Annotated in this window: 23 protein-coding genes and 1 tRNA gene; 12 read left to right on the top strand and 12 right to left on the bottom strand. The window is 73.9% G+C overall.

Annotation, left to right across the window (positions count from 1 at the left end; all coding sequences use genetic code 11):
• Window positions 1-98: 98 nt before the first annotated feature.
• Both IG64_RS23675 and IG64_RS23670 read left to right on the top strand, forming a co-directional pair.
• Complete coding sequence (locus tag IG64_RS23675; protein WP_037859577.1) at window positions 99-770, top strand: FadR/GntR family transcriptional regulator; 672 nt, start codon at window positions 99-101, stop codon at window positions 768-770.
• A gap of 187 nt (window positions 771-957) precedes the next feature.
• Window positions 958-2,127, top strand: coding sequence for a PAC2 family protein (locus IG64_RS23670; protein ID WP_078884184.1), 1,170 nt, complete (start codon window positions 958-960; stop codon window positions 2,125-2,127).
• A 120-nt stretch (window positions 2,128-2,247) separates the two neighbouring features.
• Here the strand turns inward: IG64_RS23670 and mshC are convergent, their stop codons facing one another.
• From mshC to IG64_RS23650, 4 genes are all read right to left on the bottom strand, one after another.
• A complete protein-coding gene (gene mshC, locus IG64_RS23665) occupies window positions 2,248-3,477 on the bottom strand; it encodes a cysteine--1-D-myo-inosityl 2-amino-2-deoxy-alpha-D-glucopyranoside ligase (protein WP_037859575.1) in 1,230 nt (409 codons plus the stop codon).
• Between the two features lie 94 nt (window positions 3,478-3,571).
• Window positions 3,572-4,411, bottom strand: a complete 840-nt coding sequence (locus tag IG64_RS23660; protein WP_107474334.1) for an SCO1664 family protein — start codon at window positions 4,409-4,411, stop codon at window positions 3,572-3,574.
• Window positions 4,375-4,965, bottom strand: a complete 591-nt coding sequence (locus tag IG64_RS23655) for a DUF3090 domain-containing protein (RefSeq protein WP_037859571.1) — start codon at window positions 4,963-4,965, stop codon at window positions 4,375-4,377. Before IG64_RS23655 ends, IG64_RS23660 begins: the two co-directional genes overlap by 37 nt.
• Before the next feature lie 79 nt (window positions 4,966-5,044).
• On the bottom strand, window positions 5,045-5,731 hold the full coding sequence (locus IG64_RS23650; protein WP_037859568.1) for a histidine phosphatase family protein: 687 nt from the start codon (window positions 5,729-5,731) through the stop codon (window positions 5,045-5,047).
• Window positions 5,732-5,792: 61 nt separating this feature from the next.
• Here IG64_RS23650 and IG64_RS23645 point away from each other — a divergent pair, with 61 nt between their 5' ends.
• Window positions 5,793-6,794, top strand: coding sequence for a magnesium and cobalt transport protein CorA (locus IG64_RS23645; protein WP_037859566.1), 1,002 nt, complete (start codon window positions 5,793-5,795; stop codon window positions 6,792-6,794).
• Window positions 6,795-7,337: 543 nt separating this feature from the next.
• On the opposite strand, the gene IG64_RS23640 is transcribed toward IG64_RS23645, so the two are convergent.
• Entirely contained in the window at window positions 7,338-8,393 is a 1,056-nt protein-coding gene (locus tag IG64_RS23640) for an LLM class F420-dependent oxidoreductase (RefSeq protein ID WP_037859565.1), read from the bottom strand.
• Window positions 8,394-8,568: 175 nt separating this feature from the next.
• On the opposite strand from IG64_RS23640, the gene IG64_RS23635 reads away from it, so the two are divergent.
• Both IG64_RS23635 and IG64_RS23630 read left to right on the top strand, forming a co-directional pair.
• A complete protein-coding gene (locus tag IG64_RS23635; protein WP_037859564.1) occupies window positions 8,569-9,552 on the top strand; it encodes an aldo/keto reductase in 984 nt (327 codons plus the stop codon).
• Window positions 9,549-11,999, top strand: a complete 2,451-nt coding sequence (locus IG64_RS23630; protein WP_037859562.1) for a helix-hairpin-helix domain-containing protein — start codon at window positions 9,549-9,551, stop codon at window positions 11,997-11,999. Before IG64_RS23635 ends, IG64_RS23630 begins: the two co-directional genes overlap by 4 nt.
• A 387-nt stretch (window positions 12,000-12,386) precedes the next feature.
• Here the strand turns inward: IG64_RS23630 and IG64_RS23625 are convergent, their stop codons facing one another.
• Window positions 12,387-13,142, bottom strand: coding sequence for a hypothetical protein (locus tag IG64_RS23625; RefSeq protein WP_037859560.1), 756 nt, complete (start codon window positions 13,140-13,142; stop codon window positions 12,387-12,389).
• 47 nt (window positions 13,143-13,189) lie between these two features.
• Here IG64_RS23625 and IG64_RS23620 point away from each other — a divergent pair, with 47 nt between their 5' ends.
• A complete protein-coding gene (locus IG64_RS23620; protein ID WP_037859559.1) occupies window positions 13,190-13,378 on the top strand; it encodes a DUF5703 family protein in 189 nt (62 codons plus the stop codon).
• A gap of 164 nt (window positions 13,379-13,542) precedes the next feature.
• Here IG64_RS23620 and IG64_RS43100 read toward each other — a convergent pair whose 3' ends face one another.
• The 3 genes from IG64_RS43100 to IG64_RS23605 form a co-directional block, all read right to left on the bottom strand.
• Entirely contained in the window at window positions 13,543-14,358 is an 816-nt protein-coding gene (locus IG64_RS43100; RefSeq protein WP_037859556.1) for a chaplin, read from the bottom strand.
• A gap of 200 nt (window positions 14,359-14,558) precedes the next feature.
• Window positions 14,559-14,792 carry a chaplin ChpH gene (gene chpH, locus IG64_RS23610; protein ID WP_037859555.1) on the bottom strand — a complete coding sequence of 78 codons (234 nt, stop codon included), beginning with the start codon at window positions 14,790-14,792 and terminating at the stop codon, window positions 14,559-14,561.
• A gap of 158 nt (window positions 14,793-14,950) precedes the next feature.
• Window positions 14,951-16,276 carry a M20/M25/M40 family metallo-hydrolase gene (locus IG64_RS23605; RefSeq protein WP_037859554.1) on the bottom strand — a complete coding sequence of 442 codons (1,326 nt, stop codon included), beginning with the start codon at window positions 16,274-16,276 and terminating at the stop codon, window positions 14,951-14,953.
• Window positions 16,277-16,492: 216 nt separating this feature from the next.
• Here IG64_RS23605 and IG64_RS23600 point away from each other — a divergent pair.
• Window positions 16,493-16,577: transfer RNA gene (locus IG64_RS23600), tRNA-Leu, on the top strand.
• Between the two features lie 50 nt (window positions 16,578-16,627).
• Here the strand turns inward: IG64_RS23600 and IG64_RS23595 are convergent.
• Window positions 16,628-17,920, bottom strand: coding sequence for a phosphoribosyltransferase family protein (locus tag IG64_RS23595; RefSeq protein ID WP_037859553.1), 1,293 nt, complete (start codon window positions 17,918-17,920; stop codon window positions 16,628-16,630).
• 12 nt (window positions 17,921-17,932) lie between these two features.
• Window positions 17,933-18,247 (bottom strand): dsRBD fold-containing protein, encoded by a 315-nt coding sequence (locus IG64_RS23590; protein WP_037859550.1) that lies wholly within the window; start codon window positions 18,245-18,247, stop codon window positions 17,933-17,935.
• 237 nt (window positions 18,248-18,484) lie between these two features.
• Here IG64_RS23590 and IG64_RS23585 point away from each other — a divergent pair, with 237 nt between their 5' ends.
• Complete coding sequence (locus IG64_RS23585) at window positions 18,485-18,856, top strand: YchJ family protein (protein ID WP_199811646.1); 372 nt, start codon at window positions 18,485-18,487, stop codon at window positions 18,854-18,856.
• Between the two features lie 24 nt (window positions 18,857-18,880).
• Here the strand turns inward: IG64_RS23585 and IG64_RS23580 are convergent, their stop codons facing one another.
• Window positions 18,881-19,582, bottom strand: a complete 702-nt coding sequence (locus tag IG64_RS23580; protein WP_037859546.1) for a FadR/GntR family transcriptional regulator — start codon at window positions 19,580-19,582, stop codon at window positions 18,881-18,883.
• 143 nt (window positions 19,583-19,725) lie between these two features.
• On the opposite strand from IG64_RS23580, the gene IG64_RS23575 reads away from it, so the two are divergent.
• From IG64_RS23575 to IG64_RS23560, 4 genes are all read left to right on the top strand, one after another.
• On the top strand, window positions 19,726-20,271 hold the full coding sequence (locus IG64_RS23575; protein ID WP_107474333.1) for a gluconokinase: 546 nt from the start codon (window positions 19,726-19,728) through the stop codon (window positions 20,269-20,271).
• Window positions 20,272-20,346: 75 nt separating this feature from the next.
• Window positions 20,347-21,744: a GntP family permease gene (locus tag IG64_RS23570; RefSeq protein ID WP_037859540.1), complete on the top strand. Its 1,398-nt coding sequence runs from the start codon at window positions 20,347-20,349 to the stop codon at window positions 21,742-21,744.
• 10 nt (window positions 21,745-21,754) lie between these two features.
• On the top strand, window positions 21,755-22,519 hold the full coding sequence (locus IG64_RS23565) for an SDR family oxidoreductase (RefSeq protein WP_037859537.1): 765 nt from the start codon (window positions 21,755-21,757) through the stop codon (window positions 22,517-22,519).
• Window positions 22,520-22,557: 38 nt separating this feature from the next.
• Window positions 22,558-23,628, top strand: a complete 1,071-nt coding sequence (locus IG64_RS23560; protein ID WP_051813282.1) for an L-idonate 5-dehydrogenase — start codon at window positions 22,558-22,560, stop codon at window positions 23,626-23,628.
• The last annotated feature ends 116 nt before the right edge of the window (window positions 23,629-23,744 follow it).

Genomic DNA, 23,744 nt, shown 5'->3' with positions numbered 1-23,744 from the left:
CGGGGCACGGGTCGTGCTGCCGCCCGCGCCGGGGCGGGGCGGCCGGGTCGCATAATGGCCGCCGACACATCCCATGCACGAGGGGCGGGAGGCCGAGCATGGCAGTGACCGACGAGGCGATCGAGAAGATCAAGGGGATGATCGTCTCCGGCGCGCTGCGGCCCGGTGACCGGCTGCCCAAGGAGAGCGAACTCGCCGCCGACCTCGGCCTGTCCCGCAACTCCCTGCGGGAGGCGGTGCGCGCGCTGTCGCTGATGCGGATCCTGGACGTGCGGCAGGGCGACGGCACGTACGTCACCAGCCTGGATCCCCAACTCCTGCTGGAGGCGCTGAGTTTCGTCGTCGACTTCCACCGCGACGACACGGTGCTGGAGTTCCTGGCCGTGCGCCGCATCCTGGAGCCGGCCGCGACCGCGCTGGCCGCCTCACGCATCAGCGAGCAGCAACTGATCTCCTTGGACGCCCAGTTGGACGCGCTCGGCGGCAACCCCTCGGTGGAGGAGCTGGTCGCCGCCGACCTGGAGTTCCACCGGGGCATCGTGGGCAGTTCGGGCAACTCGGTGCTGTGCTCGCTGCTCGACGGACTGTCCGGACCCACCACGCGGGCCCGGATCTGGCGCGGGCTGACCCAGGAGGACGCCGTGGGCCGCACCCTGCGCGAGCACCGGGCGATCCTCGGCGCGCTGCGCGACCGGGACGCGGAGGCGGCGCGCTCCTGGGCGACGGTGCACATCGCGAGCGTCGAGCAGTGGCTGCGCTCGGCGCTGTGACCGCGCCGGGCCGTCGCAGGTGCGGGCGCCGCGGGCGGGGCGGGCCGCGCCGACGATCATGGGTGTCCGACCGCCCCGGACGGGGCAGTGATGCGTTCACTCCCCCGTGCAAGGGGGTCGCGGGCGCCCCCGCCGCACGCCGTAAGGTTGGTGGGTCAAGCGAGGGCACGTCGGAAGGAGGCGCTGGGTGATCGAGCTCGAGGGGGTTCCCGAGCTGATCGACCCGGTCATGGTGGCCGCGTTCGAGGGCTGGAACGATGCCGGCGACGCCGCCTCCACCGCGGTCGCGCATCTGGAGAAGGAGTGGAAGGGCGAGGTGTTCGCGGCGCTGGACGCCGAGGACTACTACGACTTCCAGGTGAACCGCCCCACCGTCTTCATGGAGGGCGGTGTGCGGAAGATCACTTGGCCGACGACGAGACTGTCGGTGGTCCGCATCGGCGGGGACAAACCACGCGACCTGGTCCTGGTGCGCGGGATCGAACCGTCCATGCGCTGGCGCTCGTTCTGCAACGAACTGCTCGGTTTCGCCCACGAACTGGGCGTGGAACTGGTGGTCGTCCTGGGCGCCCTGCTCGGTGACACCCCGCACACGCGTCCGGTCCCGATCAGCGGGACGACCTCCGACGCGGACCTGGCCCGCCGGATGGACCTGGAGGAGACCAAGTACGAGGGTCCGACGGGCATCGTGGGCGTCCTCCAGGAGGCCTGCACGCACGCCGGGGTCCCGGCGGTCTCCCTGTGGGCCGCGGTCCCCCACTACGTGTCGCAGCCGCCCAACCCGAAGGCCACGCTGGCGCTGCTCAACCGTCTGGAGGACCTGCTCGACCTGCGCATCCCGCTGGGCGAGCTGCCGGAGGACGCGCGCGCCTGGCAGGTGGGGGTGGACCAGCTCGCCGCCGAGGACACCGAGGTCGCCGAGTACGTCCAGACGCTGGAGGAGGCCCGGGACACCGCCGAGCTGCCGGAGGCGTCGGGCGAGGCGATCGCCCGCGAGTTCGAACGGTACCTGCGCCGCCGGGACGGTGGCGGCCCCTCGTCCGGGGGCCACGCCACGGCGGACGGCGGCGAGGCCGGCTCGTTCCTGCGGGACGGCCCCGGCGGGCGCACCCGGCCCCCGAGGCCGCCGAGGCCCGAGGCGGAGTCCGGCGCCGGTGAAGAGGACCGCGGCAAGGACGGCGCCGGGGACGGGGGCGGGGACCACGCCCGCGACGGGGACGACACCCCCGGGGCGGGCGAGGGCCGGGCGACGGACGGCGACCGCGACGGAGGCGAGGGCCAGGACGCGGACGGCGACCGCCGCGGCGACCAGGGCCCGGACGGGAACGACGGCTCGGGCACCGACACGCGGGAGTGACCCGGCGGACCGGCCGAGTGAGCCGGCGGGGTGAACGGGCGTGGTGAACGGATCAGAGGCGGTGCGCGGATCGCGCACCGCCCCTGATGTCCGTACGGGGGCCGGACGTCGGCCTACGGGTCAGACCGCCACGCCGAGCAGGGCGTCCACGGCGCGCGAGACGAGGCCGGGCGCACCGGTGTCCGTGCCGCCCCGCTCCTGCTGGAGCGCGGCCCACCGGTCCACGGCGGCGAGCGCGGCGGGGGCGTCCAGGTCGTCGGCGAGGGCGTCGCGGATCTCCTCCACCAGGGCCTCGGCGGACGGTCCGTCGGGCCGGGAGACGGCCGCGCGCCAGCGGCCCAGGCGTGCGACGGCGTCCTGGAGCACCTGGTCGGTCCACTCCCAGTCGGAGCGGTAGTGGTGGGCGAGCAGGGCGAGCCGGATGGCCGCGGGGTCGACACCGTCGCGCCGCAGCCGCGACACGAAGACCAGGTTCCCCTTGGACTTGGACATCTTCTCGCCGTTCAGCGCGACCATGCCGGCGTGGACGTACGCCTTGGCCATGGGGAACTCGCCGGTGAGCACCTGGGCGTGCGAGGCGCCCATCTCGTGGTGCGGGAAGGCGAGGTCGGAGCCGCCGCCCTGGACGTCGAAGCCCATGCCGAGGTGGTCCAGGGCGATGGCCACGCACTCGATGTGCCAGCCGGGCCGGCCACGGCCCAGGGAGCCGCCGTCCCAGCTGGGTTCGCCGTCCCGGGCCGCCATCCACAGCATCGGGTCCAGCGGGTTCTTCTTGCCGGGGCGGTCGGGGTCGCCGCCGCGCTCGGCGGACAGCAGCCGCATCGCTGCGGCGTCGAGGTGCGAGACGCCGCCGAAGTGGGGGTCGGACTCGACGGAGAAGTAGACGTCGCCGTCCAGCTCGTAGGCGGCACCCATGTCGCGCAGGCGTTCGACCAGCGGGACGATGCCGGGTATCGCCTCCACGGCACCTATGTAGTGCCGGGGCGGCAGCATCCGCAGGGCGGTCATGTCCTCGCGGAACAGGGCCGTCTCCTGCTCGGCCAGCTTCACCCAGTCGACGTCGTCGCGCTGCGCCCGCTCCAGCAGCGGATCGTCGACGTCGGTCACGTTCTGGACGTAGTGGACCTGCCGCTTGGTGTCGAGCCACACGCGCTGTACGAGGTCGAACGCGTTGTAGGTCGCCGCGTGCCCCATGTGGGTGGCGTCGTACGGCGTGATGCCGCAGACGTAGATACGGGCGACGGGACCGGGGGCGAGGGTCACGAGACCCCCGGTCGCGGTGTCGTGGATCCTCAGGTCGCGGCCCTGACCAGGCAGGGCGGGGACCTCGGAAGCGGGCCAGGCATGCATGTCATGAGCGTAACCGGACCGCGGTCCCGTCCACGAACCGGATCTCGCAGTTGGCCGGGAAGGCGTTCTTGCCGGAACGCGAGGGGTGTGCTTCCTACACCGGTGGCCAGGGGATCGCCGGCCACTCCCCCGTCGGTTCCGGGTGGACACCGGTGCCGAGGAGGGCGTCCACGCGCGCGCGGGTGGCGTCGACCTCCGCCGGGGTGAGCAGAGCGGCCAGCCGGGTCGCGAGACCCGCGCCGTCGGCCAGGGCGTCCTTGAGGCCCTTCAGGACGCACAGGGCCTCCTGGGGCAGGGGCTCGCCGGCCCAGCCCCACAGCAGGGTGCGCAGCTTGTTCTCGGCGTTGAAGGTGACGCCGTGGTCGATGCCGTAGAGCCGGCCGTCCGCTGCGGGCAGCAGGTGGCCGCCCTTGCGGTCGGCGTTGTTGATGACCGCGTCCAGGACGGCCAGCCGGCGCAGCCGCTCGTCGTCGGCGTGCACCAGCAGCGCGGTGCGGTCCTCGCCGACCTCCGCGAAGCCGATCGCCTTCCAGCCCGGTCCCGGCTCCTCGGCGTCCAGCAGGGCGAGGAGTTCGGTGCCGGGGCCTTCGGGGGCCGCGTCGATCCACAGCTGGACCATGCCCTCGCCGTAGGGGCCGTCGCGCAGCACGGTCGGCGGGACCAGGCCCCAGCCGGTCGCCTCGGAGACCTCGTAGGCGGCGACCTCGCGGCCGGCCAGGGTGCCGTCGGGGAAGTCCCACAGCGGGCGTTCCCCGGCGACCGGCTTGTAGACGCAGGACGCCTGACGGCCGTCGTGGGCGACGGTGCACAGGAGCACCGCGTTGGAGGCCTCACGGATGCGGCCGCGCACGGTCAGCTCGCCCCGGGCGAGCAGCTCGGCGGGCGCCTGCTCGGGCGTCACGCCCCGCGGCGGTATCCGTTCTGGCGCGGACATACGTGTCCTTCCGGGTCGAGCGGGAGGCTGCACAGCGGGCACGGCGGCCGCCCGGCGTTGACGACGTCGAGGGCGCGCTTGGCGAAGGCCCTCGCCTGCGCGCCGGTGAGCCGGACCCGCAGCATCGGGGGTCCGTTCTCCTCGTCCTGGAGCAGCCGCTCCTCGGCCTCGGCGAGGTCCTCCTCGGACTCGGCGTCGAGTTCGACGAGGGCCTGGGCCTCGACGATCATGCGCTGCTCCTCGCCGTCCCAGGCCAGGGCCATGGTGCCGACCCGGAACTCCTCCTCGACGGGGGTGTCCAGCGGGCCGGTGTCGGCGATCTCGGTGGGGGCGACCGCGGGCACGGCCGCGTTGCCGCCGCTGCGGCGCACCACCTCGTCGAGCAGCTCGTCCATGCGCTCGGCGAGCGCGGCCACCTGGGTCTTCTCCAGGGCCACACTGGTCACCCGGGAGCCGGCGGTGGCCTGGAGGAAGAACGTACGGCGCCCGGGCAGTCCGACCGTGCCGGCCACGAAACGGTCCGGGAGGTCGTAGAGGAACACCTGACGGGACACGTCCTGTCTCCATGGGGATCGGGAAAACGACGGAATCTTGAGGTCGACGGCGACCGCTTCACCCTACTGCGGCCGACGATCACGGTGCGCCCGCGCCGCCCCCGACCGGTGCGTCGCCGCCGGCGGGCTCCTCGCGGGGCGCCAGGGACGTGAGGTCGCCGGTGTCGCCGAGGCGCACCAGGAAGGGCCGCAGGCGGGTGTAGCGGATCGCGGTGACGGAGCAGGGCTCCACGGAGATCCGCTGGAAGAGGTCGAGGTGCAGTCCCAGTGCCTCCGCGACGAGGGACTTGATGATGTCGCCGTGGGAGCACATCAGGTACACGGCGTCGGGGCCGTGGTCGCGTTCCACGCGCGCGTTCCACTCGCGCACCGCCTCGGCGGCGCGGGTCTGCATCGCGCGCAGGGACTCGCCGCCGGGGAAGGCCGCGGCGGACGGGTGCGCCTGGACGACCTCCATCAGCGGCTCGTCCTTGAGTTCGGCGAGTTTGCGGCCGGACCAGTCGCCGTAGTGGCACTCCCCGATCCGCTCGTCGGTGTGCGCGCTCAGGCCGGGACGGGCCTCAAGGAGCGGCTGTACGGTCTCCTGGCAGCGTTGCAGCGGGCTGGTGACCACCTCGGCGATCGGCAGCCCGCCGAGCCGGCCGGGCAGCGCGGCGGCCTGCTCGGTACCGCGTTCGTCGAGGGCGACACCGGGTGTCCAGCCGGCGAGCAGTCCCGCGGTGTTGGCGGTCGAACGTCCGTGCCTGACGAGGATCAGCGTGGGCATGCGGCCAGGGTAGGGGTACACGCGGCTCCGGCGTCGGCCGGGCGAAGGGAGAGAACGCTCCGTGATCGTGGACTGTGGCATCTACCGCGGCGGGCACCGGACGGAGGGCCCGGAGGACTTCTCCGACGCCCTGGCCGAGGCACGGGCGGCCGGCGGGTTCGTGTGGGTGGGGCTGCACGAACCGAGCGCGCAGGAGTTCGACCTGGTCAGCCAGGAGTTCGCGCTGCACGCGCTGGCGGTCGAGGACGCCCTGAAGGCGCACCAGCGGCCCAAGCTGGAGGTCTACGACGACTCGCTGTTCGTGGTGCTGAAGCCGGTGGTGTACGAGCCGCGGAGCGACGCCGTCTCGACCGGCGAGATCATGATCTTCCTGGGTGACTCGTTCGTCGTGACCGTCCGTCACGGTGAGGGCGACGGTCTCGCGACCGTACGGCACCGGCTGGAGCAGGAGCCGGAGATGCTCGGCAAGGGCCCGACGGCGGTGCTGTACGCCATCGCCGACACGGTCGTCGACCACTATCTGGACGTGGCGACCGAACTGCAGACGGACCTGGAGGAGCTGGAGGCGGAGGTCTTCTCCCCCGACCGGGGCGGCTCGCGGAACACCGCCTCCCGTATCTACAACTTCAAGCGGCAGATCACCGAGTTCCGCCGTGCGACAGGTCCGCTGGCCGTGCCGATGTCCCGGCTGGGCGGCACGGGGGTGGGCGCGTTCACCGCGACCGTGCCGTTCGTGGACGACTCGGCGCACCCCTTCTTCCGGGACGTCAGCGACCACCTGACCCGGGTGAACGAGTCCGTGGAGGGCCTGGACCGCCTGGTCTCGGACATCCTCTCCGCGCATCTGGCGCAGACCAGCGTCCAGCAGAACGACGACATGCGGAAGATCTCGGCGTGGGCGGCCATGGCCGCGATCCCGACGATGATCGCCGGTATCTACGGCATGAACTTCGACCACATGCCCGAGCTGCACTGGCTGTGGTCCTACCCGGCGGTGATCGCGGTGATGGCCGCCCTGGAGGTGCTGCTGTACCGGCAGTTCAAGCGGCGCGAGTGGCTGTGAGGGCACGCTGCGGGCGCGCTCGCGGGGCGCGCTGACCCAGGGGGCGCGGCGGTGGCTCAGGCGCACGCCGGGGTGCGCTCGGGCGGACTCAGGCGTCTTCGCCGGCGGGGGTGCCGGGGCCGTGAGTGCCGGGGCCCGGAGTCCTGGGCTGGGGGGCTGGGGCCGCCCGGCGCGTCGCGCCGCCGGGGCATCGTCAGGGCCGCCGCCCGGCGCACCGCCCAGGGCCGTAGACGGCGCGGACACCCGCCGCCAGAGCGCCGAACGGACCCGCGACAGCCGAGGACGAGGACGCGGTCCGTCCGGGCCATGACCGCGAGAACGCCGGACGGTGGGGAGAGGGAGACCGCCGTCCCGCCGGACCGTCGCAGCGGACGAGTCACGTGCGGGCTCGGGGTGGTGCGGCACGGGCGGGGGCGCATGGGACCGGACGGAGCGGCGGACACCCGGCGCGCGGGGCGTAACCCGGCGGGCGCCGGGGCGTTGTTCCCCGTGACGGCCGTGGCGGGGAAGACCCCCCGAGCCCCCACCACGGCCGCAGAAAGCTCACGCCAGTCCGGCGCGCTCCAGGGCCTCGGTGCCGGCCCGGAGGCTGGCCAGGCGCTCGTCCAGGGTGAATCCCGCCGGGGCGAGGGTCAACGTGGTCACCCCGGCCGCCGCGTAGGCCTTCATCCGGTCCGCGATCCGGTCGACGGAGCCGAGCAGCGTGGTCCGGTCGATCAGGTCCTGCGGTACGGCGGCGGCGGCGCCCTGCTTGTCCCCGGACAGGTACTTGTCCTGGATCTCGGCCGCCGCGCTCTCGTAGCCCATGCGCCGGGCGAGCTGGTTGTAGAAGTTCTGCTTGCGGCTGCCCATGCCGCCGACGTAGAGCGCCGTGTAGGGGCGGAAGGTGTCGGCGAGCGCGGGTACGTCCTTGTCCTCGCCGAGCGCGAGGGGGACCGTCGGACAGACGTCGAAGCCGTCCATCGACAGCCCGGCCTTCTCCCGTCCGGCCCGCAGATGGCGGACCGCCGTCTCCTCCAGGTGGTCGGCCGAGGGGAAGATGAGCAGGGCGCCGTCGGCGATCTCGCCGGTCTGCTCCAGGTTCTTCGGGCCGATGGCGGCGATGTAGAGCGGGATGTGCTCGCGCTGCGGGTGCACGGTCAGCTTGATCGGCTTGCCGGGGCCGCCGGGCAGCGGCAGCGTCCAGTGCTCGCCGTCGTGGGTCAGCCGCTCGCGGGTCATGGCCTTGCGGACGATCTCGACGTACTCGCGGGTGCGGGCGAGCGGCTTGTCGAACTTGACGCCGTACCAGCCCTCGGAGACCTGCGGGCCCGAGACGCCGAGGCCGAGGCGGAACCGGCCGCCGGACAGCGAGTCGAGCGTGGCCGCGGTCATCGCCGTCATCGCCGGCTGGCGGGCGGGGATCTGGAAGATGGCCGAGCCGACGTCGATGCGCTCGGTCTGCGCCGCGACCCAGGTGAGGACGGTGGCCGCGTCCGAGCCGTAGGCCTCGGCCGCCCAGCACACGGCGTAGCCGAGGCGGTCGGCCTCCTGCGCGACGGCCAGGTTGTCCGCGTCCATGCCGGCACCCCAGTAGCCGAGGTTGATCCCGAGCCGCATGCCCAATCCCCTTACCGATGAGTAACGTGCCTGTGCGGGAGACCCTAGCGCGGGGCCGCGGGATGCGGCAGGTCGCGGCCGGTGTGACGGCGGACTCGTCGGCTGCCGGGAGCGCCGGGAGCGGGTTGTCCACAGGTCACCCACGCGGCATCCGTGGCCAGTAATCTCGGCGTTCATGGAGCAGAGGCATCTCGGCCGTACGGGCCTGCGCGTGTCCCGCATCGGCCTCGGCACCCTCACCTGGGGCCGGGACACCGACGAGCACGACGCCGCGGACATGCTGAAGGCGTTCTGGGAGGCGGGCGGCACCCTCGTCGACACGGCCGACGTGTACGGCGACGGAGAGGCGGAATACCTGCTCGGGCGGCTCATGGAAGGGCTCGTTCCGCGCCACGACCTGATCGTGTCGACGAAGGCCGGCAGCGTGCCGGACCCCGACCGCCGCTTCGACGGCTCCCGCGGCCATCTGCTGGCGGCCCTGGACGCCTCGCTCACCCGCCTCGGCACGGACTACATCGACGTGTGGCACGTGCACGCCTACGACCCGTACACGCCGCTGGAGGAGACCCTCCAGGCCCTCGACCTGGCCGTGAGCAGTGGTCGGGTGCGCTATGCCGGGGTCTCCAACTTCTGCGGCTGGCAGCTGGCCAAGGCGGCCACCTGGCAGCTGGCGGCGCCGGGCACCCGGACCCGGCTGGCCAGCACGCAGATGGAGTACTCGCTGCTGCAGCGGGGCGTCGAGCGCGAGGTGCTGCCCGCCGCGCTCGACCTGGGCATCGGCATACTGCCCTCCTCCCCCCTGGGCAGAGGAGTTCTGACCGGCAAGTACCGCGACGGGCTGCCGACGGACTCGCGGGGCGCCTCGGACCATCTCGCGCCGTTCGTCGAGCCGTACCTCGACGACACCGCCGGCCGCATCGTCGACGCGGTGACCACGGCGGCGGACGGGCTGGCGGTGACCCCGCTCCAGGTCGCGCTGGCCTGGGTCCGGGACCGGCCCGGCGTGACCGCCCCGGTCATCGGCGCGCGCACGGCACAGCAGCTCACGGCGGCGTTGTCAGTGGAGACCCTTAGTCTTCCTGACGAGATCTGCCGGGCGCTCGACGACGTGTCGGCGCCCGTGCACCGCTATCCCGATCACGACTGGAGCACGCTGTGAGCACGGAGCCGGAGACCACGGAGAACACCGGGCCGGGGACCCCGGAAGCCGTCCCGGACCCGCGGGGCACCGGCCCGGACCCGGCCGGTACCGAGGCGTCCGGCGCGCAGGGGCCGGGCGCGGCGGGGGCCGGTGCCGAGGGGCCCGGCACCGACGAGCCCGGCACCGAGGAACCAGGCGACGCGGGGTCCGGGGGCGTCTCGGGCGACGGCGGGGCGGACACCGCCGGCCCGGGTGAGGGTGGCGCCGGCCCGGCGGACGCGAGCGCGGGCTCGGGTGCGGGCGCGGGCGGTACTGAAGGCGGCGAAGGCGCCGGCGGGGGCGGCGACGGAGCCGGCCGGGCCGGTGACGAGGACGGGCCGGGGGCCGGGGAGCAGGGCGGCTCCGACGGCGGAGGCCGGCTGTCCGAGGCCGAGGCGGAGCTCGCCGCGCAGCGGGTCGAGCGGGAACGCATCGCGCGGCGGAAGGCGGAGAAGACGGCGCCGATCGAGAGCGGGACCAAGCTCAGCGGCCGGGCGGCCGACCTGCTCGCCGCGGTACGGGCCGTGGAGAGCGGTGAGAAGCCCACGGCCGCGGTCTTCGCCGAGCCGGAGCCGGAAGCCGTGCGGCGCAGGCCCGCTCCCGAACCGGCACGGCGGCCGGCCCCCGTGCCGGCCGAAGCGGCCCCCGCGTCGCCGGCTCCCGGCGCCGGGACCGTCGAGGCCGTGGGCCGGGTACTGGCCGAGGGCGGCGCCCCGCGGACACTCGCCCTCGCGGTCGCGTCGGCCCTCGGTGAGAGTGCCGAGGACCGGCTGCGGGCCGATCCCTGGCAGTTGCTCCGCGTCCCGGGCGTACGTCCGGAGCAGGCGGACGGCTTCGCGCGGGCGCTGCTCGGGGCGGAGTGCGGGCCCGCCGACGAGCGGCGCGGCCGGGCGTTCACCGTCTGGCTCCTGGAGCAGGCGGCGCTCGCCGGGCACACCGCCCTCGACGCGCCGGCACTCACCGCCGCCCTGGCCCAGCGCGGTGTCCCCGATCCGGACGGTGCTCTGCAGGACGCGCTCGCGGAGGGCGAGGCACTGGTGTTCCAGGACGCCCTGGAGGAGCCGGGGGCACCGGCTGCCCCGGCCGGCGGCGAGGAGGGCGACGCGGAGGACGGCGGGACCGGCGAGGAACGCCCGGTGCGGATCCTGGTCGGCCTGGAGCGGTACGCGCTCGCCGAGGAGAGCCTGGCCGACGGCCTGGCCCGGCTCGTCAACTCCGTACCGAAGGAGGACGCCCCCGCGCAGAGCTGGGAGCGGGCCGCCGCTCAGGCCCGGGGTTCCACGGCCGAGCTGATCCGCGCGGTCGCGGGCCACGGTCTGGTGCTGCACACGGGCGGGGAGGCCTCCCGGTCCGAGGCGGCCCGGCTGCTCCGGGCGGCCCACGACCTGGGGCTGCGCGCCTGGGCCGCCACGCACAGCCCGCTCGGCCGGGACGCCTTCACCGCCTCCGGACAGGCCGGGGAGGGCGGTCACGCCGTCGCCACGGTGGCCGGGCTGCTGTCCGGCGCCGAGGGGCCTGGCCGGGACGCGGACGGCGCCCTCGACCTGGATCTCCTCGTCGTCCTCGACGCCCCCCAGCTCGACGTCGAGACGGCGGCCCTGGTCGTGGAGTCGCTGCCGGACGGTGCCCGGCTGGTGCTCGCCGGGGATCCCGCGGTGCTGTGGTCCGTGGGCCCCGGGCGGGTCTTCGCGGACCTGCTGGCGGCAGGGGTCTGCCCGCGCGTCGCCTCCCGGGTGCCGGACCCCGGTCCGCTGGGCGAACTGGTCTCCGGGATCGGCGTCGGCGAGCTGAACCAGGTGGACGCTCCCGGCAAAGAGGTGGTGATCGTTCCGGTTCGGGACGCGGGCGAGGCCGTGCACCGCACGGTGCAGCTCGTCGCGGACTCGGTGCCGCGGGCGATCGGTGTCCCGGCGGAGCAGACCGTGGTGATCACGCCGGGGCACGGCGGCGCGGCGGGTACCCGCGCGCTCAACGCGGCGCTCAAAGAACGGCTGAATCCGGGCCCCGGCCGCTTCGGCGGCTTCGACCCGGGTGACCGGGTGGCCTACTCCCCCGCACCCGGCCGGACGCTGCCCGGTCAGGTGGTGAAGGCCGACGCCGACGGGCTGCACCTGTCGTGCGCGGGCGAGCCCGTGGTCGTGCCCAAGGAGCGGGTGGAGGGCTGCGTACGGCTCGGGTGGGCGCTGACCGCGCACCAGGCCGTGGGCGGCCGGTGGCCCGCGGCGGTCGTGGTTCTTCCCGGGGACGCCGCGCAGGCGCTCAGCAGGCCGTGGGTCTACACCGCGTTCGGCCGGGCGAGCCGTCACCTGTCCGTGGTGCACGGGGTGGAGCAGGCGCTCCCCAGGGCCGTGGCCGAGGTCCCGGCCCGGCCGCGCACCACCCGGCTGCCCGTCCTGCTGGCCCCGCAGACGCGGGCCGAGGCGTAGGCCCGCACCCGGCGCCCCAGGACCCGGAGCCGGGACCGAGCAGGACCGGCACCGGAACGGATCCGCGGCCGGGGGCGGGGTGACGGCCCCGGACCCGTGCCGACGCGGGCTCAGCGATCCGGGCCGGGCCGCCACAGGCCCCGGCACGACCACCGGCGCAGGAGCCAGCAGGGTCAGCGGCCCGCACCAAGCCCGCAGGAGGCACCGGTACGGCCACCGGCGCCGCCCGCGCGGGGTCGGCAGGACCCGGCGGTCCGCACCAGGCCCGCCGCAGGCACCAGTACGGCCACCAGCGCCGCCGTCCGCGCAGAGACGGCCGGGCTCAGCCGTGCGCACCAGGCACGCCACAGCACCCGGCGCGACCGCCCCCGCAGGGGCCGGCCGGGCTCAGCGGTCCGTCGCGTCCAGGGGTTCCAGGTCCTCGTCGTCCTGCTCGTCGAGGCCGGAGCCGAGATCGTCGTCGTCGAGGTCGGACTCGAGGTCCTCGGCGTCGGCGTCCTCGTCGTCCGCCAGGTCCACGTCCAGCTCTTCGTCCTCATCGTCGAAGACCGCGCTGACGTCGAAGCGGCAGACCACGCGCTCCGGGTCGACCTGTTCGAACGGCGCTTCCAGCCAGTCACCCGGATCGGCGGGCTCGTCCGCGGCCGTGACCCACAGGGTCGAGTCGCCCTCCTCCAGGCCGAACTCCTTGTGCCGGGAGGCGATCTCGTCGGGTTCGAACTCGCCGAACAGCACACCGAGCGCCCCGTGCACCGTGTCGGGGGTGCCCGCGCCGATGCCCGTGCCGGTCCCAGCCTCCGCGGCCTCCACCCGCTCGGCCTGGGCCAGCAGCCGCTGCGGCTCGGCCACGGCGTAGTCGCGGCGGATCAGCACACTGATCGCGTTCGGCTCCTCGGGACCCGTGTACGGCGGCAGCGCGTCGTCGCCGGGGATCTCGAAGGGCGTGACCTCGTCGTAGTGGTCGTAGAGCAGCTCGTCGTACGCCTCCGCGGCCGCGGCCAGCTGGTTGAACGCCTCGTAGACGGCCGGGTCGTCGTCCCCCGACCTGCGTTCGACCGCCGCCAGGTGACGGTCGAGCGCGGTCTTGACCGCCTCGGCGGCGGCGCGTACCTCGGCAGCGGTGGGCTGCGCAGCATCAGACATAGTGCAGACGCTATCCGTACCGGGCCCCAGCCCGCACAATAGATGCGATGCCGGAATACGAATTTGTCGACGTGTTCGTCCCGCGCGGGGTGTCCCGCAAGGAGACGACGCGTCTGCTGACGGACCATGCCGAGTACGGACACTGGGAGTTGTACCGCCTGAGCCTGCTGCGGGACGGCAGCCGCAGGGTGCGGTTGCGCCGGCGGATCATCCGCCAGGTGCGTGCCACATGGTGAGCTGAGCCCGGGCCGGCGGCCACCGGAGCCAGCGGGCCCCGCGTCGGCGGGGCCCGCTGGGAGCTGCGGGACGAAAGTGGGTTCCGATCGGCGGGCGGCGCCGCCCGCCGGGACCCGCTTCTGTTCGCAGCTCCCAGTCGTGCCTCCGTACCGTGGACGACTGGTCAGGCCGAGGCACGCGCCCTGCGGTACAGCACCGCGCCCGCCAGCAGCGCGCCCGCGCCGACCGGCAGGACGAGGCCCATGGGCAGCTCGCTGCCGGTGTGGGCCAGCTGCCCGCTGCCGCGGGGAGCGGTGACGGTCTGCGTACCGGGGTGGTTGACGTGCACCGCTCCGCCGGGTGTCCGGCCCCCCGTCGAGGGCGGCGTGGCGGGCGTCCCCGGATGCCCGGGAGTGCCCGGGTGACCGGGAGTGCCCGGGTGACCGGGGTGGCCCGGGTGACCGGGGTGGCCCGGGTGACCGGGCGGGTTGCCGTGGCCGCCGCCCGGAGGCGTGTGGTGCCCGCCGCCCGTGTTGCCGCACTTGTTGCCCACCGCCGGGTTGAGCACCCCGACCACGTCGACGGTGTTGCCGCAGACGTTCACGGGCACGTCCACCGGCACCTGCACGGTGTTGCCCGAACCGACGCCCGGCGATCCCCCGGTGTGCCCGCCGGCCTGCGCGCCGCCGGAGCCGCCGTGCCCCTTCCCGCCGTGTCCCTTCCCCCCGTGACCGTGTCCGTCGGAGGCACCGCCGCCACCGACGTCGGCGCACTTGTTGCCCACCGCCGGGTTGAGCACCCCGACCACGTCGACGGTGTTGCCGCAGACGTTCACGGGCACGTGCACCGGCACCTGGACCGTGTTGCCGGACAGCACGCCCGGCGAGCCCGCCGCAGCGCCCGCGGCGCCCGCGTCGGCGTACGCGGCACCGCTCGCCGCGGCGATCACGCCGGTGGCTGCCGCCACGGTCATCAGGCCCTTGCGGGTGACCTGTCGCATTTTGCTGAATCCCTGCCTTCGACCTTTTCGAACCTTCCGGAACGCGCGTCTCGTGAACGGCGGGAATGCACCCGTCGCCGGCACGGCCGCGCGCGAAAAACCGGTCGGCCCCGGAGCGCATGGCGCGCGCTCCGGGGCCGACGGGTTCAGACCCCCCACGGAGTCGATGAAGTCAGACCCTCACGGGGCGGGGCACAACGTCACTTGTTGACGCAGGCGTTGCCGAAGGCGGGGTTCAGCAGCCCGATCACCGAGATCGTGTTGCCGCAGACGTTCACCGGCACGTGCACGGGCACCTGGATGACGTTGCCGGACACGACGCCCGGGGACTGCACGGCGGCACCCTGGGCTCCGGAGTCGGCGGCGGCCAGGCCCGCGCCCGCGAGGACGAGCCCACCGGTGGCAACCGCGGCAGCGACGACCTTCTTGATCATTATTCCTCCTAGTTGGCAAAAGCGATCCCGTGTTGCTGATCGCATTACCTGTAACGAGGAGGGAGTAATGGAGCTACGAGCTTATCGTCGCATTCACTCTTCTCAGTTGTTTCCGCACACGCTGCCGATTACCGCGGTCAAGCCGGGGCTGACCGGGGTCAGGAGGCGTCGATGAAACGGTCCAGCACCCGCACCCCGAACTTGAGGCCGTCCACCGGCACCCGCTCGTCGACGCCGTGGAACATGCCGGCGAAGTCCAGCTCCGGCGGCAGCTTCAGCGGCGCGAAGCCGAAGCCCCGGATGCCCAGGTCGTCGAAGGACTTGGCGTCGGTGCCGCCGGAGAGCATGTACGGGATCGCCTTCGCGGCCGGGTCCTCCGCCAGCAGCGCCGACTGCATGGCAGCGACCAGGTTCCCGTCGAACGTCGTCTCGACGGCCTTGTCGGCGTGCACGTCCTCGCGCCTGACCTTGGGGCCGAGGATCCGGTCCAGGTCGGCGAGGAACTCCTCCTCGAAACCGGGCAGGAAGCGGCCGTCGACGTGTGCCGTGGCCTCGCCCGGGATGACGTTCACCTTGTAACCGGCGCCCAGCTGGGTGGGGTTGGCGGTGTTGCTCAGGGTCGCGCCGATCAGCTTGGCGATACCGCCGAGCTTGGCGATCGTGCCCTCCATGTCCTCCGGGTCCAGCTCGGTGCCGAGCGCGTCGCCGAGTTCGTCGAGGAAGGCCCGGGTGGTCTTGGTCACCCGCACCGGGAACTTGTGGCGCCCCAGGCGCGCGACGGCCTCCGACAGCTCGGTGATCGCGTTGTCCCGGTGGACCATCGAGCCGTGGCCCGCCGTGCCGGCCACGGTCAGCTTCATCCAGTGCATGCCCTTCTCGGCCGTCTGGATCAGGTAGAGCCGCCGCTGCTCGCTGACCGTGAAGGAGAAGCCGCCGACCTCGCTGATCGCCTCGGTGACACCCTCGAAGAGGTCGGGGTGGTGGTCGACGAGGTGCCGGGCCCCGTAGGTGCCGCCCGCCTCCTCGTCGGCGAGGAAGGCGAGCACGATGTCCCGCGGGGGCCTGCGCCCGCTGCGCAGCCGGTCGCGCACGACGGCCAGCGTCATGGCGTCCATGTCCTTCATGTCGACGGCCCCGCGGCCCCACACGCAGCCGTCGGCGACCTCGCCCGAGAAGGGGTGGTGGGTCCAGTCGTCGGCGTTGGCCGGTACGACGTCGGTGTGGCCGTGGATCAGCAGCGCGGGCCGTGAGGGGTCCTCGCCCTCGATGCGGGCCACGGTGGAGGCGCGGCCCGGGTGCGACTCGAAGATCTTCGGTTCCAGGCCCACCTCGGCGAGCTTCTCGGCGACGTACTCGGCGGCCTTGCGCTCGCCCGGACCCGAGTGGTCGCCGTAGTTGCTGGTGTCGATCTGGATCAGCTCACGGCAGAGGTCCACGACCTCGTCCTCGCCGGTGACGCCCCTGGCCGTGTCCGTCTCGCTCACGCTGCTTCCTCCCGCTGGTGTGCTGGTGGGCCACCTCGTGTGCCGGTGGTCCGTTCATCCTCCCTCTCCCCCCGGCTCCGCCCCAAGAGTGGTCCCGGCCCGTCACACTCCGTTCACGCACGGTCCGGGGGCGGGCCGGGGGTGATCGGGCACGCCGGAAAGCCTGGTAATGTTTACGTCGTCGCCGCGAGGGAAACCCCGCACGACAGACACCTTGTCCGGGTGGCGGAATGGCAGACGCGCTAGCTTGAGGTGCTAGTGCCCTTTATCGGGCGTGGGGGTTCAAGTCCCCCCTCGGACACATTGAAGAACGGCGTCGACCACGGTCGGCGCCGTTCTTCGTCGTGCTCGTCACACGTGCGTGGCCGCCATGTGGTCCGTGAACCAGTCGCGGGCCAGGTCCGTCACCGCCTCCAGGGCGCCGCTCTCGCCGAAGAGGTGGGTCGCGCCCGGGACGACGGAGAGCCGGTTCTCGCAGGTCAGCACGGTCTGAGCCTGGCGGTTGAGGTCCAGGACGGTGGGGTCGGCGCCGCCGACGACGAGCAGCGTGGGCGCGGTCACCGCGGCCAGGGCGGGCCCCGCCAGGTCGGGGCGCCCGCCGCGGGAGACGACGGCGGCGACACGGGCGCCCGGTTCCGCGGCGGCCCGCAGCGCTGCGGCGGCGCCGGTGCTGGCACCGAAGTAGCCGACGGCGAGGTCGCGGGCCTCGGGCCGGGCGCGCAGCCAGCGGGTGGCACCGGTCAGGCGCGCGGCCAGCAGGCGGGTGTCGAACACGTTGGCCCGGTGTCCCGCCTCCTCCTCGGTGAGCAGGTCGAACAGCAGGGTGGCGAGGCCGGCCCGGTTCAGCCCGGTGGCGACGTACAGGTTGCGCGGGCTGTGCCGCCCGCTGCCGCTGCCGTGCGCGAAGACCACGATCCCGGCCGCGTCCGCGGGGACGGTCAGCCGCCCGCCCAGCCGTACGGAGCCCGCCGTCACCTCCACCTCGCGGTCGGCGGGTCCCCGGCGCCCGGCCGAGGGCGCGCGCCGCAGGCAGGCGACCACGTCCTCGTCGTCGAGCTGCCCGAAGTCGGCGTAGAACTGGCCGACGGCGAAGAATCCGACGGGGGTCGCCAGGCTGACCAGTTCGTCCGCCTCGCCCGCCAGCCGCCGGGTCCAGTCCGGCGGTGCGACCGGCACCGCGAGCACGGTGCGCGCCGCTCCCCTGGCGCGTACCGTCCGGCAGGCGGCGCGCGCGGTGGAACCCGTGGCCACGCCGTCGTCGACGAGCACGACGGTCCGTCCGGTGACGACGACCGGCGGGCGGTCGCCCCGGTACCGCGCGGCGCGCCGGGCCAGTTCCCGCCGCTCGCGTTCCTCGACGCGCTCCAGGGCGCCGGGCCGCACGTGCGCCCCGCGCACGACCGTGTCGTCGACGACCCGCACGCCGTCCTCGCCGATCGCGCCCATGGCCAGCTCCGGCTGGGAGGGCACGCCGAGTTTCCGTACCAGGCAGAGGTCCAGCGGCGCACCGAGCGCCGCCGCGACGGCGGCCGCGACCGGCACGCCCCCGCGGGGCAGGCCGAGCACGACCACGTCCGGGCCGGCGAGGTGCGCCAGGCGGGCGCCGAGCCGCCTGCCCGCTTCGTCACGGTCCGTGAAGAGCACCGTGCGGCTCCTTCACTCCCCGGCGGACCAGAGCGGCGCGGACGACGTCGCCTCCGGCGCTCCGACCGCCTCGATGTCGCCCGCGGCGGCGCGCAGCAGTTCGCGGCCGAGCGCGATCAGGGCACGGCCCGCGGCCAGTTCGTCGCCTATGTCGGGCACGGCCGGGTCGTAGGGGCTGCGGCGGGCCTCCGCGCAGGTCTCCACGACGTTGTCACCGGTGTCCAGGACGATCCGGGCCGTGGTGTCCGGGTCGTGTTCGGACAGGTACAGGTTCAGCCGCCACTCCTTGACGGACGCAGGCCGGCTGATGTCGACGGGTCGCGTCATCGTCGGTCCCTCCTCAGCTCCGCTCGCCGGGACGGTGGACTCTCCGCCTCTCCGCACCCCTTCCACTGTGCCTCGGACGCGGACGTGCCGCGCGGTCGTCCCGGCGGGCGGCGCGCGGCGGCACCCGCCGGTGTGCGACGGTGTGCGCCGGGGCGGATGGGCAGCCGGACGACGGTGTGGGCCGGGGCCGGTGGGCGGTGTGCGTCGGGGCCGGCGGGCGCGGGCACAATGGGCGCCATGACCACGCGTTCCTGCCCGTGCGGGCTGACCGGGCCGTACGAGAAGTGCTGCGGCCGTTACCACGCCGGCGCCGCCGCCCCGAGCGCCGAGGCGCTGATGCGGTCGCGGTACAGCGCCTTCGTCCGGCAGGACGCGGGGTACCTGCTGCGCACGTGGCACCCGCGGACGCGGCCGGCGCGGCTGGACCTGGACCCGGCGATGCGCTGGACGGGACTGGAGATCCTGGGGACGACGGACGGTTCCGCGTTCCACACCACCGGCACCGTGACGTTCCGGGCGTCCTACCGGGGCGGTTCGCTGCACGAGCGCAGCCGTTTCGAGCGGGTGGACGGGGCGTGGGTGTACGTGGACGGCGACTTCCTGGCGTAGGACCTCACCGCGGGGGCCGCCGCTCTACGGCGCCAGGATGTCCAGTTCCTGCAGGGCGCCGACGGTGATCTCGCGGGTCAGCCGCTCGGCCCGTTCGGCGTCGCGCTCGCGGACGGCCTCGGCGACCTGGACGTGGAGGGTGACCGCCGCCGGGTCGGGGTCCTCGAACATGACCTCGTGGTGGGTGCGGCCCGCCAGCACCTCGGCGACCACGTCGCCCAGGCGCGCGAACATCTCGTTGCCCGACGCGGTGAGGATCACGCGGTGGAAGGCCATGTCGTGGAAGAGGTACTGCTCCAGGCGGTGGCCGCGCGAGTTCGCGACCATGCCGAGGGCGCACTCGGTGAGTTCGGCGCACTGCTCGGGCCCCGCGTGCCGGGCGGCCAGCCCGGCCGCCACGGGTTCGACCGCCGAGCGCAGCACGGTCAGCGAGCGCAGTTGCCGCGGCCGGTCGGCGCCCGCCAGCCGCCAGCGGATGACCTGGGGGTCGTAGACGTTCCACTGGTTGTGGGGCAGGACGGTCACGCCCACGCGGCGGCGCGACTCGACCAGGTGCATGGACTCCAGGACGCGGACCGCCTCGCGCATCACGGAGCGTGAGACGTCGAAACGCTGTGCCAGTTCGTCGGTGCGCAGGACACTGCCCGGCGGGTACTCGCCCGCGGTGATGGCGGGGCCGAGGGTGTCCAGTACGCGGCCGTGCAGCCCCCGGCCCGGTGTGCTCATGCACTCAGCGTACGGGGCGGATCACGGAATCAAAAAGTCAGACTTATACGTCACAGTCTCTTGAATTCGTCGTACCTAATGGGTTTCAGTGTGGCGGACGCCGGATGTCGGCGTCCCATGTCGAGGAAGACAGCGAGGCAGTGATGCGCACCCCCCACGTCGTCGTGGTGATGGGCGTCGCCGGCACGGGCAAGACCACGATCGGTCCCCTGCTCGCGGCCCGGCTCGGCGTCCCGTACGCCGAGGGCGACGACTTCCACCCGCAGGCCAACATCGACAAGATGTCGGCCGGAATCCCGCTCGACGACGACGACCGGTGGCCCTGGCTCGATGCCATCGGCGGCTGGGCGCACGGGCGGGCGGGGCTCGGCGGGGTGGTGAGCAGCTCGGCGCTGAAGCGGTCGTACCGCGACCGGCTCAGGGCGGCGGCCCCCGGGATCGTCTTCGTCCATCTGACGGGCTCCCGGCAGCTCATCGAGGACCGGATGACGCACCGCCAGGGTCACTTCATGCCTACCGCGCTGCTGGACTCCCAGTTCGCCACGCTCCAGCCGCTCCAGGCGGACGAGCAGGGCGTCGCGGTGGACGTCTCCGGCTCGCCGGAGGAGATCACCGCGCGCGCCGTGGCCGCGCTGGACGGCCTCGACAGCACCGCGCGGTCCGCACCGGCCGAGCCGTCCCCCCGGTGACGCCGCTCCCCCACGGCCGCCGGCCGCGCCACCTCTGAAACCCACCGTCCCTCTTCACCACCAAGGGAACTCCCCGTGACCAGACTCAGCGTCGAGATGCTGGCAGCGGACGCGCCCCCGCCGATCACCTCGGCCGGACACGCCCAGCTGGGAATCGCCGTCCTGGCGGGCATCGCCGTCATCGTCCTGCTCATCACCAAGTTCAAGCTGCACGCCTTCCTGTCGCTGACCATCGGGTCCCTCGTGCTCGGCGCGGTCGCCGGCGCGCCGCTGGACAAGGCGATCACCAGCTTCACCAGCGGCCTCGGCTCGACGGTCGCCGGCGTGGGCGTGCTGATCGCGCTGGGTGCGATCCTCGGCAAGCTGCTCGCCGACTCGGGCGGCGCGGACCAGGTCGTCGACACGATCCTGGCGAAGGCCGGGGGCCGGGCGATGCCGTGGGCGATGGTGCTGATCGCCTCGGTGATCGGTCTGCCGCTGTTCTTCGAGGTCGGCATCGTGCTGCTGATCCCGGTGGTCCTGATGGTGGCCAAGCGCGGCAACTACTCCCTGATGCGGATCGGCATCCCGGCGCTGGCCGGCCTGTCCGTGATGCACGGTCTGATCCCGCCGCACCCCGGCCCGCTGGTCGCGATCGACGCGGTCAAGGCCAACCTGGGCGTGACGCTGGCGCTGGGCATAGTCGTCGCGATCCCGACCGTGATCATCGCCGGTCCGCTGTTCTCCAAGGTCGCCGCCCGCTGGGTGGACGTCCCCGCCCCGGACCGCATGCTCCCGGAGCGCGCCTCGGAGCAGCTGGAGCGGCGGCCGGGCTTCGGCGCCACGCTGGCCACGGTGCTGCTGCCGGTCGTGCTGATGCTGGTCAAGGCCCTCGTCGACATCGTCGTGGACGACCCGGCGAACATGACCCAGCGGGTCTTCGACGTGATCGGCTCGCCGCTGATCGCGCTGCTCGCCGCCGTGATCGTCGGCATCTTCACGCTGGGCCGGCCGGCCGGGTTCACCAAGGAGCGCGTCAACTCCACCGTCGAGAAGGGCCTGATGCCCATCGCGGGCGTCATGCTCATCGTCGGCGCGGGCGGCGGCTTCAAGCAGACGCTGATCGACTGCGGGGTGGGCCAGATGATCCTGGACATCTCCAAGAGCTGGTCGATCCCGGCGGTGCTGCTGGCCTGGCTGATCGCGGTGGTGATCCGGCTCGCGACCGGTTCGGCGACCGTGGCGACCGTCTCGGCGGCCGGTCTGGTCGCGCCGCTGGCGGCCGACATGTCGACCACCCACGCCGCCCTGCTGGTGCTGGCGATCGGCGCCGGTTCGCTCTTCTTCAGCCACGTCAACGACGCCGGCTTCTGGCTGGTGAAGGAGTACTTCGGGCTGGACGTCGGCCAGACGGTCAAGACCTGGTCGCTGATGGAGACGATCCTCTCCGTGGTGGCGGGCGCCCTGGTCCTCGTCCTGTCCCTGATCCTGTAGGGGTACGGCGATGACGGCTCACCCCCTCTTCGACATCGCCGGCCGCACCGCACTGGTCACCGGCTCCTCGCGGGGCATCGGGCTGGCCCTGGCCCGCGGCCTGGCCGAGGCCGGCTGCACGGTCGTGCTCAACGGGCGGGACGGCGGCACGCTCGCGAAGGCGGCCGCCGCCCTGCCCGGCGACCGGGTGCACACGGCGGCGTTCGACGTGACCGACGGCGCCTCGGTGGCCGCCGGGATCGCGGACGTCGAGGAGCGGGTGGGCCCGCTCGACATCCTGGTCAACAACGCGGGCATGCAACTGCGCGCCCCGCTCCTGGAGTTCACGGACGCGGACTGGCACCGGATCCTGGACACCAACCTCACCAGCGCCTTCCTCGTCGGGCGGGAGGCCGCCCGGCGGATGACCGGGCGCGGCCACGGCAGGATCATCAACATCTGCTCGCTGCAGAGCGAGGTGGTCCGCCCCGGCATCGCGCCCTACGCGGCCGCCAAGGGCGCGCTGAAGATGCTCACCAAGGGCATGTGCGCCGACTGGGGACCGTACGGGGTGCAGGTCAACGGACTCGGGCCCGGCTACATCCGGACCGAGCTGACCGAACCGCTGGTCCAGGACGAGGAGTTCAGCGCGTGGGTGCGCCGCCGCACCCCGGCCGGCCGCTGGGGCCGCACCGAGGACCTGGTGGGCGGGGTGCTGTTCCTCGCCTCCCCGGCCGCGGACTTCGTCTCCGGGCAGGTGCTGTACGTCGACGGCGGCATGACGAGTGTGCTGTAGGCGGCACGACGGACGTGCGGCCGGAAGGGCGGTCCCGGATGCTCGGCTGTGTGATCCACGGTCAGGGTGACCTGCGGGTACAGGAGCTGCCGGTGCCCGAGCCCGGCCCCGGGCAGGCGCTGGTCGCCGTCCGCTACGGCGGGGTGTGCGGCTCCGACCTGCACTACTGGCGCCACGGCGCCGTCGGCGACTTCCGGCTGAGGGAGCCGATGGTGCTCGGGCACGAGGTGGCCGGCACGGTCGTCTCCTACGGTCCCGGAGCCGGCGGCCCGGCCCCGGGCACGGCGGTCGCGGTGCACCCGGCGACCCCGTGCGGGACCTGTCCGGAGTGCGCGGACGGGCGGCGAAACGTCTGCCGGGACACCCGTTACCTGGGCAGTGCGGCCCGATTCCCGCACGTCCAGGGCGGCTTCGCGGCGCGCGTGGCCGTCCCGGCCGCGCAGGTGCGGCCGCTCCCGGCGGGTCTGGACCTGCGCCGGGCCGCCCTCGCCGAACCGCTCGCGGTGGCGCTGCACGCGGTGCGCCGGGCCGGGGACGTGGCGGGCCGGCACCTGCTGGTGACCGGAGCGGGGCCGATCGGCTGCCTGGTCGTCGCGGCGGCGCGGGCGGCGGACGCGGCCCGCGTGACCGTCACCGACCTGGTGCCGCGCGGCCTGCGGTACGCCTCGGCCGCCGGCGCCGACACGGTCGTACGGGCCGACGACCCGGCGGACCCCGGGTGGCCGTCCGAGGCCGACGTGGCCGTGGAGGCCTCCGGCGTGGCGGACGGGCTCGGCACGTGCCTGCGCCTGGTGCGGCGCGGCGGGGTGGTCGTCCAGCTGGGGATGCTGCCGGCCGGGCGGTCGCCGTTCGCCGGGAACCTCGTCGTCAGCCGGGAGATCGAGCTGCGCGGGGCGTTCCGCTTCGACACGGAGTTCGACGGGGCGCTGCGGCTGCTGGCCGCCGAACCCGTCTTCGACGAACTGGTCAGCGCGGTGGTCCCGGTGGCCGACGCCGAGGCGGCGTTCGCGCTGGCGGCGGACCGCGCGCGGTCGTGCAAGGTGCTGCTGGACTTCGGGGTCCCTCAAGTGGGCCAGGAGGGCCTCGGAAAGGTCGTCGGCTCCCGGTGACCTCGCCGTCCACGGGACCTCGTGGGCCACGGTGATCTCGGCGGTCACGGGACCTCGTCGGCCGAGGCGCCCTCGGCGGTCACGGGACCTCGTCGGCCGAGAGGCGTCCTCGGCGG

The sequence above is a fragment of the Streptomyces sp. NRRL S-340 genome (assembly GCF_000720185.1).
Taxonomy (GTDB): Bacteria; Actinomycetota; Actinomycetes; order Streptomycetales; family Streptomycetaceae; genus Streptomyces.
Note: the sequence above shows the minus strand (reverse complement) of the source record. Positions and strands in the feature narration are given on the sequence as shown.

Excerpts from the sequence above, each read along its gene's own strand:
- IG64_RS23660 (WP_107474334.1), bottom strand. The coding sequence starts at position 4,411 with ATGTCCGCGCCAGAACGGATACCGCCGCGGGGCGTGACGCCCGAGCAG.
- IG64_RS23560 (WP_051813282.1), top strand. The coding sequence starts at position 22,558 with ATGCTCGGCTGTGTGATCCACGGTCAGGGTGACCTGCGGGTACAGGAG.
- mshC (WP_037859575.1), bottom strand. The coding sequence starts at position 3,477 with ATGCATGCCTGGCCCGCTTCCGAGGTCCCCGCCCTGCCTGGTCAGGGC.
- chpH (WP_037859555.1), bottom strand. The coding sequence starts at position 14,792 with ATGATCAAGAAGGTCGTCGCTGCCGCGGTTGCCACCGGTGGGCTCGTC.
- IG64_RS23635 (WP_037859564.1), top strand. The coding sequence starts at position 8,569 with ATGGAGCAGAGGCATCTCGGCCGTACGGGCCTGCGCGTGTCCCGCATC.
- IG64_RS23625 (WP_037859560.1), bottom strand. The coding sequence starts at position 13,142 with ATGTCTGATGCTGCGCAGCCCACCGCTGCCGAGGTACGCGCCGCCGCC.
- IG64_RS23580 (WP_037859546.1), bottom strand. The coding sequence starts at position 19,582 with ATGAGCACACCGGGCCGGGGGCTGCACGGCCGCGTACTGGACACCCTC.
- IG64_RS23565 (WP_037859537.1), top strand. The coding sequence starts at position 21,755 with ATGACGGCTCACCCCCTCTTCGACATCGCCGGCCGCACCGCACTGGTC.
- IG64_RS23675 (WP_037859577.1), top strand. The coding sequence starts at position 99 with ATGGCAGTGACCGACGAGGCGATCGAGAAGATCAAGGGGATGATCGTC.
- IG64_RS23640 (WP_037859565.1), bottom strand. The coding sequence starts at position 8,393 with ATGCGGCTCGGGATCAACCTCGGCTACTGGGGTGCCGGCATGGACGCG.
- IG64_RS23590 (WP_037859550.1), bottom strand. The coding sequence starts at position 18,247 with ATGACGCGACCCGTCGACATCAGCCGGCCTGCGTCCGTCAAGGAGTGG.
- IG64_RS23575 (WP_107474333.1), top strand. The coding sequence starts at position 19,726 with ATGCGCACCCCCCACGTCGTCGTGGTGATGGGCGTCGCCGGCACGGGC.
- IG64_RS23585 (WP_199811646.1), top strand. The coding sequence starts at position 18,485 with ATGACCACGCGTTCCTGCCCGTGCGGGCTGACCGGGCCGTACGAGAAG.
- IG64_RS23620 (WP_037859559.1), top strand. The coding sequence starts at position 13,190 with ATGCCGGAATACGAATTTGTCGACGTGTTCGTCCCGCGCGGGGTGTCC.
- IG64_RS23650 (WP_037859568.1), bottom strand. The coding sequence starts at position 5,731 with ATGCCCACGCTGATCCTCGTCAGGCACGGACGTTCGACCGCCAACACC.
- IG64_RS43100 (WP_037859556.1), bottom strand. The coding sequence starts at position 14,358 with ATGCGACAGGTCACCCGCAAGGGCCTGATGACCGTGGCGGCAGCCACC.